The organism is Cruoricaptor ignavus, assembly GCF_900141665.1.
GTDB lineage: Bacteria > Bacteroidota > Bacteroidia > Flavobacteriales > Weeksellaceae > Cruoricaptor > Cruoricaptor ignavus.
The window spans coordinates 1-15,143 of sequence record NZ_FQYI01000008.1 but is presented as its reverse complement, the minus strand read 5'-3'; the positions used below and the strand labels follow the sequence as shown (position 1 = coordinate 15,143).

18 protein-coding genes are annotated in these 15,143 nt (G+C 46.0%); 13 read left to right on the top strand and 5 right to left on the bottom strand.

Translation table 11 applies throughout. The annotated features are described in order from the left end of the window. Positions 1 to 23 precede the first annotated feature (23 nt). From BUB43_RS08400 to BUB43_RS08365, 8 genes are all read left to right on the top strand, one after another. Positions 24 to 1,127, top strand: a complete 1,104-nt coding sequence (locus BUB43_RS08400) for an Mrp/NBP35 family ATP-binding protein (protein WP_073180140.1) — start codon at positions 24 to 26, stop codon at positions 1,125 to 1,127. Between the two features lie 9 nt (positions 1,128 to 1,136). After that, positions 1,137 to 1,379, top strand: coding sequence for a NifU family protein (locus BUB43_RS08395; protein WP_073180138.1), 243 nt, complete (start codon positions 1,137 to 1,139; stop codon positions 1,377 to 1,379). Between the two features lie 118 nt (positions 1,380 to 1,497). Beyond that, positions 1,498 to 1,941: an RrF2 family transcriptional regulator gene (locus BUB43_RS08390; RefSeq protein ID WP_083541238.1), complete on the top strand. Its 444-nt coding sequence runs from the start codon at positions 1,498 to 1,500 to the stop codon at positions 1,939 to 1,941. A gap of 4 nt (positions 1,942 to 1,945) precedes the next feature. Further along, positions 1,946 to 2,998 (top strand): copper-containing nitrite reductase, encoded by a 1,053-nt coding sequence (gene nirK, locus BUB43_RS08385; protein ID WP_073180136.1) that lies wholly within the window; start codon positions 1,946 to 1,948, stop codon positions 2,996 to 2,998. 9 nt (positions 2,999 to 3,007) lie between these two features. Next, the gene (locus tag BUB43_RS08380; protein ID WP_073180134.1) at positions 3,008 to 3,826 is read left to right on the top strand and encodes a formylglycine-generating enzyme family protein; all 819 of its coding nucleotides are present in this window, start codon (positions 3,008 to 3,010) and stop codon (positions 3,824 to 3,826) included. 37 nt (positions 3,827 to 3,863) lie between these two features. Continuing rightward, positions 3,864 to 4,397, top strand: coding sequence for an SCO family protein (locus BUB43_RS08375; protein WP_260200698.1), 534 nt, complete (start codon positions 3,864 to 3,866; stop codon positions 4,395 to 4,397). 1 nt (position 4,398) lies between these two features. After that, positions 4,399 to 4,806 carry a c-type cytochrome gene (locus tag BUB43_RS08370; RefSeq protein ID WP_073180130.1) on the top strand — a complete coding sequence of 136 codons (408 nt, stop codon included), beginning with the start codon at positions 4,399 to 4,401 and terminating at the stop codon, positions 4,804 to 4,806. 85 nt (positions 4,807 to 4,891) lie between these two features. Then, positions 4,892 to 5,344 (top strand): hemerythrin domain-containing protein, encoded by a 453-nt coding sequence (locus BUB43_RS08365; protein WP_073180128.1) that lies wholly within the window; start codon positions 4,892 to 4,894, stop codon positions 5,342 to 5,344. Here the strand turns inward: BUB43_RS08365 and BUB43_RS08360 are convergent. The 3 genes from BUB43_RS08360 to folP form a co-directional block, all read right to left on the bottom strand. Further along, on the bottom strand, positions 5,341 to 6,237 hold the full coding sequence (locus tag BUB43_RS08360) for a Ppx/GppA phosphatase family protein (RefSeq protein WP_073180127.1): 897 nt from the start codon (positions 6,235 to 6,237) through the stop codon (positions 5,341 to 5,343). The two genes, BUB43_RS08365 and BUB43_RS08360, sit on opposite strands and share 4 nt — an antisense overlap. Further along, positions 6,218 to 8,305: a polyphosphate kinase 1 gene (gene ppk1 / locus BUB43_RS08355; protein WP_073180125.1), complete on the bottom strand. Its 2,088-nt coding sequence runs from the start codon at positions 8,303 to 8,305 to the stop codon at positions 6,218 to 6,220. Before ppk1 ends, BUB43_RS08360 begins: the two co-directional genes overlap by 20 nt. A 90-nt stretch (positions 8,306 to 8,395) precedes the next feature. Next, positions 8,396 to 9,232: a dihydropteroate synthase gene (gene folP, locus BUB43_RS08350; protein ID WP_073180123.1), complete on the bottom strand. Its 837-nt coding sequence runs from the start codon at positions 9,230 to 9,232 to the stop codon at positions 8,396 to 8,398. Between the two features lie 57 nt (positions 9,233 to 9,289). Here folP and BUB43_RS08345 point away from each other — a divergent pair, with 57 nt between their 5' ends. The 5 genes from BUB43_RS08345 to prmA all read left to right on the top strand — a co-directional run bounded on the left by BUB43_RS08345 (position 9,290) and on the right by prmA (position 12,958). Next, entirely contained in the window at positions 9,290 to 9,856 is a 567-nt protein-coding gene (locus BUB43_RS08345) for a DUF1599 domain-containing protein (RefSeq protein ID WP_073180344.1), read from the top strand. Further along, the gene (locus BUB43_RS08340; RefSeq protein WP_073180122.1) at positions 9,857 to 10,933 is read left to right on the top strand and encodes a BT_3928 family protein; all 1,077 of its coding nucleotides are present in this window, start codon (positions 9,857 to 9,859) and stop codon (positions 10,931 to 10,933) included. 2 nt (positions 10,934 to 10,935) lie between these two features. After that, a complete protein-coding gene (locus BUB43_RS08335; protein ID WP_073180120.1) occupies positions 10,936 to 11,286 on the top strand; it encodes a tellurite resistance TerB family protein in 351 nt (116 codons plus the stop codon). 24 nt (positions 11,287 to 11,310) lie between these two features. Next, positions 11,311 to 12,066: a triose-phosphate isomerase gene (gene tpiA / locus BUB43_RS08330; RefSeq protein WP_073180118.1), complete on the top strand. Its 756-nt coding sequence runs from the start codon at positions 11,311 to 11,313 to the stop codon at positions 12,064 to 12,066. Positions 12,067 to 12,133: 67 nt separating this feature from the next. Further along, complete coding sequence (gene prmA / locus BUB43_RS08325; RefSeq protein ID WP_073180116.1) at positions 12,134 to 12,958, top strand: 50S ribosomal protein L11 methyltransferase; 825 nt, start codon at positions 12,134 to 12,136, stop codon at positions 12,956 to 12,958. Here the strand turns inward: prmA and BUB43_RS08320 are convergent. Both BUB43_RS08320 and tyrS read right to left on the bottom strand, forming a co-directional pair. Beyond that, positions 12,955 to 13,593, bottom strand: a complete 639-nt coding sequence (locus BUB43_RS08320) for an alpha/beta hydrolase (RefSeq protein ID WP_073180114.1) — start codon at positions 13,591 to 13,593, stop codon at positions 12,955 to 12,957. The two genes, prmA and BUB43_RS08320, sit on opposite strands and share 4 nt — an antisense overlap. Then, positions 13,593 to 14,888 carry a tyrosine--tRNA ligase gene (tyrS, locus tag BUB43_RS08315; protein ID WP_073180342.1) on the bottom strand — a complete coding sequence of 432 codons (1,296 nt, stop codon included), beginning with the start codon at positions 14,886 to 14,888 and terminating at the stop codon, positions 13,593 to 13,595. Before tyrS ends, BUB43_RS08320 begins: the two co-directional genes overlap by 1 nt. Positions 14,889 to 15,143: the final 255 nt, after the last annotated feature.

The window sequence follows — 15,143 nt, the reverse complement described above, 5'->3', positions numbered from 1 at the left end:
ATTTGTAACAGTTAAAAATTACAATGCTTACAAAGTCCAGAGTACAGGAATTCTTAAAAGAAATAGAGGTCGATGACCTGGTAAATAACCTCCAGGTAATGGGCGATGATGTTTACATCGACATGACGGCGCACTCCCCCGCGATGCACGAGAAGAAGAAGCTGGAAGTCGCGATGAAACAAGCCTTCGCCAGCGAGTTTGGGGAAGATGTGGTGCTGAAGCTTAAAATCATCTCCCCGGAGCCTACGGAAGTCCAGCAGAATCAAATCAAAGGAAAGCAAATTCCCGGGATACAGAACATTATTGCCATCGCTTCCGGCAAAGGCGGCGTAGGGAAATCTACGGTGGCGGCTAATCTTGCAGTAACGCTGGCCCAGATGGGCTTCAAAGTCGGGCTTCTCGATGCCGACATCTACGGGCCATCTATCCCAACTATGCTAGATACCGAGGGCGGCAGGCCTCTCTCTGTAGAGGTGAACGGCCGCAAACTGATGCAGCCAATAGAAAACTACGGCGTAAAAATGCTTTCCATCGGGTACTTTTCGGGAGCAAACCAGGCGGTGGTATGGCGCGGCCCGATGGCAAGCAAGGCTCTGCACCAAATGATCCGCGATGCCGACTGGGGCGAGCTGGATTTCCTGCTCATCGACCTGCCCCCGGGCACTGGCGATATCCACCTTTCCATAATTCAGGAGGTGCCGGTAACCGGCGCAGTAATAGTAAGTACGCCGCAGCATGTAGCCCTTGCGGATGTGCGCAGGGGTATAGCGATGTTTACAATGGAAAGCATCAATATCCCCGTGCTTGGCCTTATAGAAAATATGGCTTACTTCTCACCTGAGGAATTGCCAGAGAACAAATATTATATCTTCGGCCGCGGCGGCGCACAGTATTTGGCAAATGATCTCGGCATCCCGGTACTGGGCGAGATACCGCTTATCCAAAGCATACGCGAAGCAGGCGACTTCGGAAGGCCGGCTGCCCTGCAAGAGAATAGTAAAATTGCAGAAGTTTATAAAAACACAGCAAGGAAGATGGTGGAAAGCCTCGTAGAAAGGAATAAAAATCTGCCACCTACAGAAGCTGTGAAAATTACCAATATGGCGGGCTGCTCCCCCAAAAAATAATTGCAAAAAATGAATACTGAAACCCTTACCGGGCGCGTGATGAATGCCCTGGAAAACGCAAGACCTTTTTTAAATAAAGACGGAGGCGATATAGAACTCGTCCGCGTGGAAGGAACCAAAGTTTTCGTGCGGCTGATTGGGAACTGCAACGGCTGCCCGATGAGCTTTTCAACCATAAAGCTTGGGGTAGAAAATATGATAAAGCAGCACGCTCCGGAAATTACCGATGTCATCGAGACTGGCGAAGTCTGAATAAGATAATAAAATCCAAAGGCTCAGCAAAAGCGCTGAGTTTTTTTATACTCATTTTAAATAAAATACTTTTTGGTGTTTTATTTAAAAAACTTCCTTAACTTTGTTGAAGAAAGCAATGAGCATATTATCCAAAACTTGTGAGTATGCGCTGCGCGCCGTGATATTTTTAGCACAGAGATCCGCGGAAGGCAGGCGCTACAGCACTGCAGAAATTGCTTCCGGCACGGGCGCATCCGAATTCTTTGCAGCCAAGATTCTGCAGAATCTCGGGAGGGAGGGTATCATCAGCTCTGCTAAGGGACCGCGCGGCGGATTCTTTATGACAGAAGAAAATACCCGAAAGTCACTGGGAGATGTGGTGCGGGTGATAGACGGAGAAAGTCTCTTTGCGCAATGCCTGCTCGGCCTGCCGCATTGTTCGGATAAAAATCCCTGCCCTATGCATCGGGATTTTAAACCGATACGGCAGCAGATCATCGCGATGATGGATGGAGTGCCGCTCGCCAGGTTTGTGGAAGATGCAGATTTGCAGACTACATTTTTGAAATTGAAAATTTAACATAATGAAGAAATCATTTATTTTGAGTGCAGCAATGGCAGCCCTCTTCGGTACTTACTCTTGCAAGGAAAATAGCAGCAATAGGTCTGCCTCCGCTCCAGAAGACATAAAAGTGGAAGGCGAGGCGATTACTCATAAAAGAGTGGCACCCCCATTTCTGCCAGAGCCAGTGGGCGACAGACCTGCGAGAAAGGTGGTAGTGCGTATGGAGACTATAGAAAAAGTAGGCGAACTTGCTGACGGTACCCAGTACACTTTCTGGACTTTCGACGGCACGGTGCCCGGAAGTTTCCTGCGCTTCCGAGAAGGGGATGAGGTGGAGCTTCACCTTAAAAATAATGAAAACAGCACCCTGCCGCACAATATAGACCTGCACGCTGTAAACGGCCCAGGTGGCGGCGCCCAGGCGACTTTCGTGGCACCCGGAACCGAGAAATCTTTCACCTTCAAGGCGATGAACCCCGGGCTGTACATCTACCACTGCGCTACGGCGCCGGTAGGGATGCATGTAGCCAACGGGATGTACGGGCTTGTGCTGGTAGAGCCGAAGGGAGGCTTGCCCAAAGTGGATAAGGAATTCTGCATCGTGCAGGGAGATTTTTATACCAAAGGAAAGTACGGCGAGAAAGGGCTCCAGGAGTTCGATATGGCCAAGGCTCTCGACGAGAAACCTGAATATGTGGTGTTCAACGGGAGCACCGGCGCGCTGGTAGGTAAGAATGAGCTCCAGGTAAAAACAGGGGAGACAGTAAGGCTATTCGTGGGGAACGGCGGCCCGAATCTCAGCTCGGCATTCCACGTCATCGGTGAAATTTTCGACAAAGTATATGTGGAAGGCGGCGACCTCATCAACCATAATGTCGGCAACACGATGATCCCAGCAGGTGGCGCGGCCATTGTGGAGTTTAAAGCTGATGTTCCCGGTGAGTATGTGATTGTAGATCACGCCTTGTTCCGCGCATTCAACAAGGGGGCTTTGGGTAAAATAAAAGTCACCGGACCGGAGAATCCGAAAATATTCAATGCTGCGGGTGATAAAAAAAGTTCCGGGTATTGATAAGGAAAAATGAGAAATTTTCTGCTGGTGTTTTTCGCCCTGCTGCTCCAGGGTTGCAGTGATAAATCCGGAAATCCACTGCCCGAGCGGCGGGAGCTGCAGCCCGCGCATTCCGACAAGCCTATGAAAGTGGTGGAGGCGGGCAGCTATAAGGGTTTCTTTGGCAAAGATTCAGCAAATACAATTCAGGTAAAAGGCTTCCAGATGGACGAAAGCCCTGTGACAAATGCTGAGTTTCTAGAATTTGTAAAAAAAAATCCGCAGTGGGCGAGGAGCAAAGTTTTGAGAATTTACGCAGATTCCACTTACCTCAAATCTTGGCAGGGAGATTTTGAACTGCCAAAGGACAAAGATAAGAACGCACCGGTGACCAATGTGTCCTGGTACGCGGCAAATGCCTACGCCAAAAGTGTTGGCAAGAGGCTCCCGACCATAGATGAATGGGAATTTGCAGCGATTGCGGATGCAAACCGGAAGGATGCCTCCAAGGATCCGGAATTTACAAGATATATCCTGAGTACCTATGCCCAGAAGATGGAGCCCGGCAAGCCTGTAAAATCCGGCAGACCGAATTTTTATGGGCTTTATGATATGTACGGCTTGGTCTGGGAATGGACGGAGGATTTTAATTCCGTGATGGTGAGCGGAGAAAGCCGTGACGATAAGGTGCCGAACGAATCTCTCTTCTGCGCAGGGGCGGCCGTCACCTCCTCCGATCTGGAAAACTATGCTGCATTTATGCGGTTTGCGCTCCGCGGAAGCCTCCGGGCAGACTATTGCCTTAATAATCTGGGGTTTCGGTGTGCGAAGGATTTGAACGAAAACTGATATGAAATTTTTAAAATACTTAATTTTATCCTTAACTTTGATAACCTGCCAGCGCAAGGACCACGGCATCCCCGCGGATTCTCTGTACCAGGTAAGCTCAAAATGGGAAACGCAGAATGGGGAGAAAATTCGCCTGGCAGACTTTCGGGGCAAGGTGCTGGTAGTATCGATGATCTACACCTCCTGTACCACGGCTTGCCCGCGCCTCACGGCAGAGATGAAGGCGCTTTGGCAGAAAGTGGGGGTAAAGGATCCGGAGAGGCTTCAGTTCGTGCTCATCTCCATTGATCCAAAAAATGATGCCCCAGAGGCGATGCAGAAACACCTGGAGACCTACGGCCTTGCAGACAGCAACTGGACATTCCTGCGCGGGAGCGAGGCGGATACGCGGGAGCTGGCCAATATAATGGCGGTAAAGTACAAGGAAATAAGCCCGATGGAGTTTTCGCACAGCAACATAATCACCGTGTATGCGAAAGATGGGAGGCTAGCCTATCAGCAGGAGGGCCTGGATAAAGATAGCGAAGAAAAACTCGTAAAAGAAATAAAAAACCAACTTAAAACCAGATAAAATGAAAAAACTTGTGATGATGGCAGCCCTCGCGGCTATGACTGCAGTGAGCTGCTCGAAGAAAGAAACCCAGCCTACGGAATCCAATGTAATGCTGGAGGAGCCAAAACCGGAAACGGCACAAAATGGAGAAATGGCATCAGAAGGTGCCGGCACCCCCGAGGCGGAAGGCGAGGCGCTGGTAAAGGGCTCAGACTGCCTTTCCTGCCACAAGGTGGATGCGAAACTGGTAGGCCCATCTTATCAGGATATTGCGAAAAAATATACCGAGGCGGATACGGAAATGCTGGCACAGAAGATCATAGAAGGCGGCCAGGGGCACTGGGGCGATATTCCGATGACGCCTCACGCCGGGCTTAGCAAAGAGAATGCTACCAAGATGGTGCAGTATATCCTTTCACTGAAATAATTTTAATGATAAAGAAGCGGCAGATAAAATTCTGCCGCAGTTTTTTTGCAGAAAATTCTTACGATTTAATTTTTTTTCTGAATAAATGAAGCGAAACGAGAACCTGATCCCTTTTTCCAGAGACCACCACTACGGCCTGCTCTGCGTCTGGAAAATCCGGCAAGGAATCCGTAAAAATGTGGAGAGCGACCGCATACGGGCATATGTCATGTATTTCTGGAAAGAGCATCTGGAGGAACATTTTAAACTGGAAGATGATCTGCTGCCAGAAATTCAAAATTCCGAAATGAAAAATATGATGGACGCTGAGCATGCGGAAATCCGCGAGCTCATTAGCAAAATCTCAGCCTCCGCAGATTATGATTTGCTGGAGACATTTGCGAAGAGCCTTCAGCAGCACATCCGTTTCGAGGAACGCAAACTCTTCCCCGAGTACGAGGAGTCCCTGAGTGAGGAGCAGCTGGAGGGGATAGGAAGGCAGCTCGCGCAGCAGCATCACCCGCACGATGATGCGTATCCCGACGAGTTCTGGCTTTAATTTTCCTGAACAGTACCGGCAGCCAGGCGGTGCAGGCTATGGATGATGCCGTCCGCCACGGAGATCTTCGGTACAAAGATTTTGTTAATGTCCGCCCACTGCATCACGCTCACGAAGATCTTCAGCGCCGGTACAATCACATCCGCCCGATCTTCGCGGAAGTTGTATTTGCTCATACGCTCCTCCACAGTCAGCGGAGAGATTTCCCGGTAAAAATTCTTCAGCGTAGAGAGTGCCATAGGTTTGCCTTCCTTCGTTTTGCTCATACTGAAGATTTTGTTGATATTCCCTCCCGAGCCTATTGCCACCACAGGTTTTTTGCTGTTGATATTCTTGCGGATTTCCTCCTTCATTTCCTTCCACATATCATCCGTCACCAGCCCGTTCAGCAGGCGTATCGTCCCGATATTAAACGAGCGTTTGTACCTCATCGTATTGTTTTCGAAGAAGGTAAGCTCTGTGGAGCCCCCGCCCACATCGATGTAAAGATAGGCATTTTGCGTATCCATCGCTTCGGCAATCTGGTTTTCAAAAATGAGCCCCGCCTCCTCGTCCCCGGAAATTATTTCTATGTTAATGCCCGAGCTCTCCAGCACTTTTCTGCGGATTTCCTCTCCGTTCGCAGCATCCCGCATCGCTGAGGTGGCGCAGGCGCGGTAGTTCTCCACCTTGTAAATCTTCATCAAATCAGAGAAGACCTTCATTGTGTCCAGCACCATCTGCTCCCGTTCCTCGCCTATATTGCCGTATTTAAAAACATCCATTCCTAGCCGCAGCGGTATCCTGAGGAGGTTCAGTTTAATGAATTCCGGGGCGGAATCCGGCGATTGTTTCACCTCGTTGATCAGTAGCCTTGCCGCATTACTGCCGATATCAATTGCTGCCAGCCTCATCATTCAGTTTGGATTTCAGGTAGTTATAGGTTTCAATCTGCGAGCGCACTTCAGGTTCTCCCTCTTTACGCTTCACATATCCGTTTTTCAGGTTATTGTCCAGTATCCGCGCTTTTACATTGTCTTTTAGCTGAATTTGCAGGATGTCTATCAGTTCCTTTTTAAGATTTTTCTGGTTAATTTTTACCGCAGCCTCTATGCGGTGATCCAAGTTGCGCGTCATCCAGTCGGCAGAGGAGATGTAGACATCCTCATTCCCGCGGTTGTAGAAATACATGATCCTTGCGTGCTCCAGATATTCATCCACGATACTGATGGACTGGATTTTAGATTTAAAATCTTTCTGATTTACAGCGCAATAGATGCCGCGTACTACCATCTGTACCTGCACCCCGGCGCGTGCTGCCTCGTACAGCTTGCGGATGCAGTACTTGTCGCTCAGGGAGTTTACCTTTACGATGATATGCGCCTTCCTGCCGGCTTTCGCCTCGGCAATCTCCCGGTCGATGTATTCATAAATGCTCTCCCTCATAAAACGGGGACAAACCAGCAGATTTTTGCAGCCCTGCAGGTATTTTTCCGGATCTTCCTTCGGGTGCCGCAGCGCATCAAATACCTTGTTGATGTCTGCCATAATGCGCCTGTCGCTGGTCATCAGCAGGTGGTCGCCATAGATGCGCGCAGTTTTCTCATTAAAGTTTCCGGTGCTGATGAAGCCATACTGTATGGTCTTGTTATTCTGCCTTTTTTTGATGATGCAGAGCTTGGCGTGCACCTTCTTATTCGGGATGCCCGTTAAAACCTTAATGCCCTCAGGCTCAAGAATTTCCTTCCACATCAGGTTGCTTTCCTCGTCAAATCTCGCGCGCAACTCCAGCATTACGGTCACATCCTTGCCGTTCCTAGCGGCGTTAATTAAGGCATTGATAATCTTAGAGTTAGAAGCTAAGCGGTACGCCGTGATCTGAATGGACTTTACATCCGGATCCATCGCGGATTCCCGCAGCAGGTCTATCACTGGGCGATAGTCGTGGTACGGGAAGGAGAGGAGCACATCTTCCTTCAGGATCACCTCCGTTATGCGGTGGTCGTTCGGGAATTTGGGGTGGAGGAAGGGGCGGCGCGCCTCATTTGCCGGTTCTTTGGGGAATACCTCGGGGAAGTCCATAAAGTGACGGAAGTTGTGGATTTTTCCTCCCGGGATGATGCTGTCCTTTTTGGTTAAGTTCAATTTCCTTATCAGGAATTCCAGCAGCGCCTTGTCCATATCCTTATCGAAAACGAATCGCGTAGGCTTGCCGCGGCGGCGGTTTTTTATCCCCTTTTCTATCTTCTCGGCTAGGTTGGTTTTAATATCATTATCCAGGTCAAACTCCGCATCCTTGGTCACTTTGAAAGCGTGCGCTTCAAAATCATCAAAGCCAAAAAATCCGAAGATTTCCGGCAGCATAAAGGTGATGACATCCTCCAGCAGCATTACATGCTTTTCCCCGTTGTCGGTAGGCAAAAGCACGAAGCGCCCGTTGAAGCGGGAGGGAACCTCGATAATGGCGAAGCTGCTCTCGTATAGCCACTCTTTCTTGCGCATCGCCACGCCGAGGTATAGGGATTTGTCCCGCATATAGGGCATCGGCTTGTTTTCGCTGAGGAGAATCGGCACCACATTGCTTTCCACGCTTTCGTCGAAATATTTTTTTACGAAAACTTTCTGCTCCGGCGTCAGCTGCTTTGGTGTGCGGATGAAGACGCCCTGCTCCGCCATTTCCTGCTGGATTTGCTCCCAGGTAGTGCTGAAATTTTTCTGCTGGGCGATGGCTATGTCGGTAATGCCTTCGAGTATTTTAGAGGGCGCATCGAAAAAGGATTCCGCCCAGTGTTTGTCCTTTATTTCCAGGGCGCGTTTAAGGCCGGCGACTCGCACGCGGAAGAATTCATCAAGGTTGTTGGAGAAAATTCCCAGAAAGCGGATGCGCATCGGGAGCGGTACCGTAGGGTCCATCGCCTCCTGCATCACCCGCTCATTGAACGCCAGCCAGGTGATATCCCGCGGATTAAACTGCTCTGCCATTAGATAACTTTTGCGTAAAAATACGCTTTTCTTTTAGAGTTACGGTTTTAGATAGTTAGAAATTCAAAATTTTAAAAAACTGTTGAGTCTTTAAATAAACAATTTCCTCGCTTCCTTCACATCGTGAACGCGAAGGATTTTTGCGCCGAGTTTTAAGACTTTTCGGTGAAGTTGCTGGGTTTCATCATTGATGTCCAAAGGCGATTTTCCGAGCGGTTTGTAGATGAATGATTTTCTGGAAATGCCGATTAAAACAGGGAATTTCCCAAACCCGATTTTATCCGTATTGTCCAAAAGTTCGTGCTGATTTTCCACTGTTTTCCCAAAACCAAAGCCCGGATCTAAAATAATATCCTTTACGCCCAATGCCAAAAGTTCTTCCGTTTTTTCGGAAAAATATTTGTTAACAGCAGTGGTAATGTTCTGATAATCAATCTTTTCGTGCATCGATTCGTAGGAAGGATTGATGTGCATCAGGATGTAGGGCATCTTTGTTTCTGCCGCCGTTTCAAACATTTGTTCGTCAAACTGTCCGCCTGAAATATCGTTAATAATCTCTGCACCTTGCTGAAATGCAAACTTCACGGTTTCAGAATAAAACGAATCTATGGACATGGGAATTTTTGGGAACTCATTTTTAATTTGCGAAATAATTCTGCCGAGCCTTTTCATTTCGTCCTTCGCTGAAAGTTTTTCAGCGTTCGGCCTTGTGCTTTGCGCTCCGATGTCAATGATGTCCGCACCTTCTGAAATCATTTGCTCAGCGTGTTTCAGCGCAAATTTTTCTGTGTTGAATTTTCCGCCGTCCGAAAAAGAATCCGGTGTAATGTTTAGGATGCCCATAATTTTCGGCGTGGAAAGATTTAGCAAATTTCCGCTGCAGTTCAGCGAAAAATGAGAATCTGGCGTGTTCAGAAATGTGTGCATTTCGCAAAAATAAACATTGCGCCAAAATTCCTTATTTTTGAAAAATCAACAAAAACGATGCTCAATACAAGGCTTCAGTTCGATCAGATTATTTCGCGGTGCAGAGATTTGTTCAGCAAAAAACTTCAGGATTATGGTGCTGCTTGGCGTGTTTTGCGGCTGCCATCGGTTACCGATCAGGTTTATATCAAGGTGAAAAGTTTGCGGAATTTTCAGGAGACTGGAATTTCGAAGGTCGGTGATTCTCAGGAAGATAACTTCATCGCCATCGTCAATTATTCAGTGATTGCCCTGATTCAGCTGGAAATTGGGGTGGCGGAAAACCTGGATTTCAGCAGGGAAGAAATTCTGGCGCTTTACGATAAATTTACCAAAGAAGCGGCCGAACTGATGGAGCGGAAAAACCACGATTACGGAGAAGCCTGGCGTGAAATGAGAATCTCATCCATCACTGATTTGATTTATCAGAAAGTATTGAGAACCAAGCAGATAGAAGATAATTCTGGGAAAACTATAGTGTCGGAAGGTCTGGATGCCAATTTTTTTGATATGCTGAACTATGCGGTTTTCTGCCTGATTCGGTTGGATGAAGAATCGCAAAAATTTAAACCAAATTTTGCATAAATGATAAAAGTGCTTCGCATCATTGTCGGTTTGGTTTTCGTGGCCTCAGGATTTGTCAAAGTGGTAGATCCTGTGGGATTTTCTTTCAAAATGGAAGAATATTTTGCGCCAGGTGTTTTCAATCTCCCTCTCCTGATGCCGTTTTCACTCATCTTTTCGGTGCTGATTTCCACGGCAGAAATGCTTTTAGGCGTGGCTTTAATTTTTATGATTAAAATAAAATCTACACTGTGGCTTTTAATAGCATTGTGCGTTTTCTTTGCATTTCTCACATTTTATTCCGCATTTTTTGATAAAGTTACAGATTGTGGATGTTTTGGCGATGCGATAAAATTTACACCTTGGCAAAGCTTCATCAAGGATATTATCCTTCTCGCCGCCTTGATTATTTTATGGTTGAATTACCGTAAAAATTTCGATGAAGAAAAACCGCTGAATTTCGCAATGCCTGCATTTTTAGGAAGCGTGGCAATTGCTGCGGTTGCCGTTTATTTCGGTATCCAGCACGAACCGCTGATTGATTTTCGTGATTATAAAATCGGGACAGATCTGAAGGAAGAGAAGGAGAAAATTGCGCTGGAAAGTATGGAGTGCGAAACGCTTTTCAAACTAAAAAATAAAAAATCCGGAGAGGTAATCGAGAGGAATCAAGAGGAATATTTAGGTGATAAATCTTTGTGGGCAGAAGATTCTCAGTGGGAAATTTTTGAGACAGTGAATATTACGAAATCCGCAGGATATCAGTCAGAAATTTCAAAATTCGTCATTTTAGATTCTTCGAGTGAAGAAATTACGGACAGGATTTTGAATGCACCAAAAGCCGTCGTTCTTTTCTGCTACAATCCGAGAAATGCCGATAACCTGCTGATTAACAGAACCTGGAGCAAAATTTTGCGTGAAGAAAACGCGATGAAACTGCCGGTTTCTACGGTGCGGAATTTAATTCCTGGCGTGGAAAATGCAACGATGGATGGCTCGGCGATAAAAACTATTGCGCGGAGTAATCCTTTTGTGCTAATTTTACAGAACGAAAAAATCGTGGAGAAGCGCTCTGCGAAAGACTACATTAAAAACTGATTATGCAAAAATCAAACAAATCGATTGCCGGCTATCATTTGCTGATGATCCTTTCGTCGGTTGATGGCGAATTTGCGCCAGAAGAAGGGATGATGATTCAGGAATACCTGGCGGAAGAGTTTCCTTTCAGGATGAATCTGGACAATGAGCTGGAGATAATTGCCACGCTGCATCCTGAGGATTGGAAAGACCATTTCGAATTTCACGCCCGTTGCTTTTACGAGGATTCTACCGAAGATGAGCGCAAAAAATTCGTTCAGTTTGCCAAAACTTTGATTAAGGCCGATGATTCCGTTTCAAATGATGAGCACCGTTTTTACAAGCTTCTGAAAAATCTTTGGAAGTACGAATAATCTGATAATCAAACACTTACAAATATGAGAAAGAAAATTGTAGCTGGAAACTGGAAAATGAACAAGGATTTTTCCGGCGCAGAATCGCTGATTAATGAAATTACGGAATATTTAAAAAATAAGCCTTCAAATTGCGAAGTTTATATTGCGCCGCCTTCACTTTTTACAGCAATGGCTGTGGATTTAGCGAAGGATTCTTCCGTGAAAGTTTTCACGCAGGATATTAGTGCGCACGAAAGCGGCGCCTTCACAGGAGAAATCTCTGCAGATATGGTAAAATCGGTGGGTGCTGAAGGTGCGATTATCGGGCATTCTGAACGCAGACAGTACCACGGAGAAACGGACGAAAATTGCAGCAGAAAAGTTAAAATGGCTTTGGATAAAGGCCTTACGCCGATTTATTGCAACGGTGAGACTTTGGAGCAGAGAAAGGCTGGGCAGCATTTGGAGGTTGTGAAAAAGCAGACCGAGGAAGCGCTTTTCAATCTTTCGGCCGACGAAATCAAAAAAGTGGTAATTGCCTACGAACCTGTGTGGGCGATAGGAACTGGTGAAACTGCAACGCCGGAACAAGCGCAGGAAATTCATTCGCACATCCGAAATCTGATTGCGGAAAAATATGGCAGTGAAGTTGCCGATGAAATTTCGATTTTGTACGGTGGCTCTGTGAAGCCGGATAATGCGAAGGAAATTTTCTCTCAGCCGGATATTGATGGCGGTTTGATCGGCGGTGCAGCGTTGAAATCGGAAGATTTTTCAAAAATTATCGAAGCATTTTAATTGAATTTATGAAAGTCCCACACCAAAAGTTCGGGACTTTCTTTTTTGTATAAATTGAACTGGGCAGATGCAGTATTTAGAATTCCGCTTCGAAGTTTCGCCGAAAAATCCGTGGGATGAAATTCTGATTGCAAAATTGGCAGAAGTTGGTTTCGACAGTTTTGCAGAAGATGGTGATGCGATTTTAGCTTATATTCCTAAAAAAGAATTTGTTAAAAAATCGTTGGATTCATTGAATATCTTTCAAAATTATTCGATTGAAATTTCGTATGGTTGTCAGGTAATGCCAGACATCAACTGGAATGAAGAGTGGGAAAAAAATTTCGAGCCAATTGTGGTGGAAGATAAAGTTTTGATTCGTGCGGAATTTCACGAGCCACAGCCTGAAATGCACGAAATTGTAATCCAGCCAAAAATGTCTTTTGGCACTGGCCATCATCCCACAACTTACCTGATGCTTCGCCAAATGCTGCAAATGGATTTTGCTGGGAAAACGGTTCTGGATATGGGTTGCGGAACATCCGTGCTTGCGATTTTCGCAAAGCAGCAGGGCGCCGAAAAGGTGCTTGCCATCGATATTGATGAATGGTCTGTGGAGAATTCCCGGGAAAACGCAGCGAGAAATCGGGCGGAAATTGAGATACAGCAGGGCACCGCTGAAAATTTGGGCACGGAAAAATTCGACATCATTTTGGCGAATATCAACCGCAATATTTTAATCTCGGACATTCCGGTTTACACCAGGGTTCTAAATTCCGGCGGACAACTTTTGCTGTCCGGAATCTGCTATTTCGATGAGGCTGATATATTGGAAGTCTGCTCGGCTAACGCATTGACTTTCAATGAGAAACATCAAAAAGAAGAGTGGATAAGCCTGCTGCTCGAATATTAATCGTTCAAAAACTGCATCAAATCGATGAAGTTTTTCTGATTGATTCCGTGGCCAGCCATATACTCCCGAAAAGTGAAGAAGCAGCCCAAATCGTAAAGTAAATCTGCGCCTTTTCTCGCCCATTCTAGCGGAATTACGGCGTCTTCAGTTCCGTGAGAAACGAAAAATCTCAGGTGCTGAAACTTCTTTTTGTCTTTTTCAATATTTTGCAAAATTCGCATTTCTGGATAGCAGCTCAACAATATGACTTTCGCAAAAAATTCCGGATTTTTTAAGGATAATGTATAAGACAAAATTCCGCCCTGCGAAAATCCTGCAATATGCGTTGGTGCATTTTCGATACCGTAAAACTTTTTAATCTCGGTGATTTTTTCCAAGATTGCCGATAAAGATTCTTCCGCCTGTTCAACATCGATAAAGCGTTCCGCACTGCTGAAATCAATGTCGTACCAGCAAAAACCTTCGTACGGCGTATTTCTTGGCGCACGAAAACTCACGACAATCCAGTCTTTCGGAAGTTCCGGCGTGAACGAAAATAAATCCTGCTCATTGCTTCCGTAGCCGTGAAGCAGAAAGATTATCGGTGTATGTTCCGTGATGTTTTCAGGCTCACGAACCAAATATTTCAAGTCCATTAGATTGCTTTTACAATGAAATAATTTTTCTTCCCTTTCTGCAGCAGCAGGAATTTTCCGTCAATCAAATCGCTTTCTTTCGCGGTGAAATCAGCGGTGATTTTCTGTTTGTTTACGGAAATAGAATTGCCTTTCAGTTCTCTCTGCGCTTCGCTTTTTGATTTCAGAAAGCCAGAAGTTGAACTTAATAAATCCGCAATATTTTCGCCGATTATTGAGTTTTTCGCAATTTCCTTTTGTGGAACGCCGTCGAAAATTTCCAGGAATAATTCTTCGTCCAGACTTACCAAATCTTCCGCTGTAGACTTTCCAAAGAGAATATCCGAAGCCTTCACCGCCTTTGCTAGCTCTTCTTCGCCGTGTACCCACAGCGTTACTTCTTCCGCAAGTTTGCGCTGCAGTTTTCTTTCGTGCGGCGCTTCTTTGTGCGTAACTATCAGATTTTCAATTTCTTCCTTGGGCAAGAAAGTATAGAATTTTACGAATCTTTCCGCATCTTCATCCGTTGCATTCAGCCAGAATTGGTAGAATTTGTAGGGCGAAGTTTTCTTCTTATCAAGCCAATAATTTTCGCCGCTTTCAGATTTTCCGAATTTCGTTCCGTCCGATTTGGTGATGAGCGGAACCGTCAGCGCAAAGGCTTCGCCCTGAGTTTTCCGGCGGATGAGTTCAGTTCCAGTGGTAATGTTTCCCCACTGATCGGAACCACCCATTTGCAATTTCACATTTTTTTCCTGAAAAAGATGAAGGAAATCGTAGCCCTGAAGCAGTTGATATGTGAATTCCGTAAAACTCATTCCTTCTGCACCGCCTTCACCGGAAAACCGCTTCTTCACGCTATCCTTCGCCATCATATAATTTACGGTGATGTTTTTCCCGACATCCCGCGCAAAATCCAGGAAGGAAACATCTTTCATCCAGTCATAATTGTTCACCAGTTCAGCGCTGTTTTCAGAGTTTCCGCTAAAGTCCAAAAACCGCGAAAGCTGCTTCTCAATGCAGTCCACATAATGTTTCAGCGTGGCTTCGTCCAGCAAATTCCGCTCGGAAGATTTTCCGGAAGGATCGCCAATCATTCCCGTTGCACCGCCCACCAAAGCTATCGGTTTGTGGCCGTGCTGCTGAAAATGCGCCAGGATTTTTATCGGGATAAGGCTGCCGATGTGCAGGGAATCAGCCGTAGGATCGAAACCGATGTAGCCGGTCGTCATTTCCTTATTCAGCTGCTCTTCGGTTCCTGGCATCGCATCGTGGAAAAGTCCGCGCCATTTCAGTTCTTCTATAAATGGATTCATTTTTTTCAATAATTGATAGGTGATGAATGGTGGTTGACTTTGCAAGTTGCTTAAAATCAGATCGTTAGGTTTTCCTAATATTTTAGGCTAATTGAAAATCTCAATCATCAGGTTTTATAAATGCAAAAATGCAAATTTCCAGTGGAAATCTGCATTTTTCGTGAGCTCGACAGGATTCAAACCTGTAACCTTCTGAGCCGTAATGAATTGTCTACTAATCTCAAAAATGCAAATGATTGAAAATCAACTATTTCC

Coding starts and splice junctions, on each gene's coding strand:
- BUB43_RS08400 (WP_073180140.1), top strand. CDS start 24: ATGCTTACAAAGTCCAGAGTACAGGAATTCTTAAAAGAAATAGAGGTC.
- BUB43_RS08395 (WP_073180138.1), top strand. CDS start 1,137: ATGAATACTGAAACCCTTACCGGGCGCGTGATGAATGCCCTGGAAAAC.
- BUB43_RS08390 (WP_083541238.1), top strand. CDS start 1,498: ATGAGCATATTATCCAAAACTTGTGAGTATGCGCTGCGCGCCGTGATA.
- nirK (WP_073180136.1), top strand. CDS start 1,946: ATGAAGAAATCATTTATTTTGAGTGCAGCAATGGCAGCCCTCTTCGGT.
- BUB43_RS08380 (WP_073180134.1), top strand. CDS start 3,008: ATGAGAAATTTTCTGCTGGTGTTTTTCGCCCTGCTGCTCCAGGGTTGC.
- BUB43_RS08370 (WP_073180130.1), top strand. CDS start 4,399: ATGAAAAAACTTGTGATGATGGCAGCCCTCGCGGCTATGACTGCAGTG.
- BUB43_RS08365 (WP_073180128.1), top strand. CDS start 4,892: ATGAAGCGAAACGAGAACCTGATCCCTTTTTCCAGAGACCACCACTAC.
- BUB43_RS08360 (WP_073180127.1), bottom strand. CDS start 6,237: ATGAGGCTGGCAGCAATTGATATCGGCAGTAATGCGGCAAGGCTACTG.
- ppk1 (WP_073180125.1), bottom strand. CDS start 8,305: ATGGCAGAGCAGTTTAATCCGCGGGATATCACCTGGCTGGCGTTCAAT.
- folP (WP_073180123.1), bottom strand. CDS start 9,232: ATGCACACATTTCTGAACACGCCAGATTCTCATTTTTCGCTGAACTGC.
- BUB43_RS08345 (WP_073180344.1), top strand. CDS start 9,290: ATGCTCAATACAAGGCTTCAGTTCGATCAGATTATTTCGCGGTGCAGA.
- BUB43_RS08340 (WP_073180122.1), top strand. CDS start 9,857: ATGATAAAAGTGCTTCGCATCATTGTCGGTTTGGTTTTCGTGGCCTCA.
- BUB43_RS08335 (WP_073180120.1), top strand. CDS start 10,936: ATGCAAAAATCAAACAAATCGATTGCCGGCTATCATTTGCTGATGATC.
- tpiA (WP_073180118.1), top strand. CDS start 11,311: ATGAGAAAGAAAATTGTAGCTGGAAACTGGAAAATGAACAAGGATTTT.
- prmA (WP_073180116.1), top strand. CDS start 12,134: ATGCAGTATTTAGAATTCCGCTTCGAAGTTTCGCCGAAAAATCCGTGG.
- BUB43_RS08320 (WP_073180114.1), bottom strand. CDS start 13,593: ATGGACTTGAAATATTTGGTTCGTGAGCCTGAAAACATCACGGAACAT.
- tyrS (WP_073180342.1), bottom strand. CDS start 14,888: ATGAATCCATTTATAGAAGAACTGAAATGGCGCGGACTTTTCCACGAT.